2 protein-coding genes are annotated in these 2,081 nt (G+C 70.5%); both read left to right on the top strand.

What is annotated here, in order from left to right; translation table 11 throughout:
- Positions 1-201: 201 nt before the first annotated feature.
- Positions 202-1,200 (top strand): alpha/beta hydrolase, encoded by a 999-nt coding sequence (locus RM555_RS30765; RefSeq protein WP_311414992.1) that lies wholly within the window; start codon positions 202-204, stop codon positions 1,198-1,200.
- A gap of 172 nt (positions 1,201-1,372) precedes the next feature.
- Positions 1,373-2,081, top strand: a 709-nt coding sequence (locus RM555_RS30760; RefSeq protein ID WP_311414991.1) for a M23 family metallopeptidase, incomplete at its 3' end; no start/stop codon positions are given.

Below are 2,081 nucleotides of genomic sequence, written 5' to 3'. Positions count from 1 at the left end.
GACATCATCGTCTTCACCAAAGGCACCACCAACGACGTCCACGTCGCACTCTCCACCGGCACCACCTTCAACCCCAGCACCAAATGGCACGACTTCTTCGGCCTCAACGGCGAAACCACCCTCTGAGCCCGTCGTACGCACGTGGAAAGCCCCGCGCCGCGCGGCCGTTCCGGCGCGGTTCCATCCCCAATGGAGGTACTCATGGACAACGTCCCTGCCACCCGCCGGCCCGTCAGCCGCCGACGCCTGCTGACCGGCGCCGCGGGAGTCGCCGCCGCAGGCGCGTTCGCCGGTGCCCTCGCCGCGCCGCTGCCCGCGTCCGCCGCCGCCCGCGACGGCCACGGCCTGCGCATCGTGGGCCGCAACGAGAACGGTGGCCGGTTGCAGTACTACCGGTTCGCCACCGACGCCATCGAGTGGGACCCGGCGGTCAACGTCCTGCTGCCCGACGGCTACCACACCAGCGGCAAGCGCTACCCGGTGCTGTACCTGCTGCACGGCGGGGCGGCCGACTTCCGGACCTTCCACATGCAGGACAACATCATCAACCTGACCGCCGGCAGGGAGATCATCGTCGTCATGCCGGACGCCTCCACCGGCTGGTACTCGAACCCGGTCAGCAGCAACACCGGTCCCCGCAACTGGGAGACCTTCCACATCGCGCAGCTGCTGCCCTGGATCGAGTCGAACTTCCGTACCTTCCCCGAGTACAACGGCCGCGCCGTCGCCGGCTTCTCGATGGGCGGGTTCGGCGCCCTCAAGTACACCGCGAAGTACTACGGCCACTTCTGCTCGGTCAGTTCCCACTCCGGACCGGCCAGCCTGCGCCGCGACTTCGGCCTCGTCGTGCACTGGGCCAACACCACCTCGGCCGCGATGGACCTCGGCGGCGGCACCGTCTACGGCGCGCCGCTGTGGGACGAGGCACGGGTCACCGCCGACAACCCGGTCCAGCGCATCGAGAGCTACCGCAACAAGCGCATCTTCCTGGTCGCCGGCACCTCGCCCGACCCGATCAACTGGTTCGACTACGTCAACGAGACGCAGGTGCTGGCCGGTCAGCGCGAATTCCGGGCGGCCCTCGGGCGAGCAGGCATCCCGCACGAGTGGCGTGAGCTGCCCGGCGGCCACTTCTTCCGGCACGACATCTTCGTCCAGGACCTCAACGGGATGCTCGGCCGCCTGCGCCGCGCCGGCTGAGCCCCGTCGACGACGCGCCGCCACCGCAGACACCCGTCGCGGCCCGGTGGCGCGTCGTCGACGACGCCCCACCGCGGCCCGACCGTCCCGCCCCACCGGGCGGCCTCCGCACGCCGACCGGCGTGTCCGCTCCCCCGACCCCATCCGAGTCTTCCCTGACGGGAGTCACCTCATGTCACGGCCTCCGAGGACCGGGGCGCGTCGCGTCCTGGCCACCCTGCTCACCCTGGCGGTGGGCGTCCTGACCGGCGCGGTGGGGACGTCGTCCCCCGCGCTCGCCGCGCCGAACTTCAAGGCGCCGTTCCCGTGCGGGCAGCGGTGGACGTACGACCACCACAGCGCCGAGGTCCGGCAGGCTCTGGACTTCGTGCGGGCCGACGGGGGCGCCACGGCGGGCACGCCGCAGGTCGCCTCCGCGGCGGGCGTCGCCCGGCGGTACTCGCAGCCCAGCGGCGCCGGCAACTACATCGTCATCGACCACGGCGGCGGCTGGACCACCTACTACTTCCACCTCAGTTCCTACTCCGTGCCCGACGGGGCGTACGTGCAGCAGGGCCAGCAGATCGGCACCACGGGCAGCACCGGCAACTCGTCGGGGCCGCACATCCACTACGAACAGCTCTACAACGGCGTGGGGCAGACGATCGTCATCAACGGGACGTCGCTGGCGCCCTACCCCGGCCAGTACCACCAGAAGTACCTGGTCAGCGACAACTGCGGTACGTCGCCGACGGGTGGCCGGTATCTGGCGGGCTCGCCCACGGACTTCACCGGCGACGGACGCGACGACATCGTCACCTTCACCCACGGCACCCTCAACGACGTCTACGTCTCCACCTCCACCGGCACCACCTTCGCCGGCACCTCCAACAAATGGAACG

It is taken from the genome of Micromonospora reichwaldensis (assembly GCF_031845925.1).
Lineage (GTDB): Bacteria > Actinomycetota > Actinomycetes > Mycobacteriales > Micromonosporaceae > Micromonospora > Micromonospora reichwaldensis.
This window is presented reverse-complemented; position numbering and strand designations above follow the sequence as displayed.

What these genes read in the sequence shown, in the direction of transcription:
- RM555_RS30765 (WP_311414992.1), top strand. Translation starts at nt 202, where the DNA reads ATGGACAACGTCCCTGCCACCCGCCGGCCCGTCAGCCGCCGACGCCTG.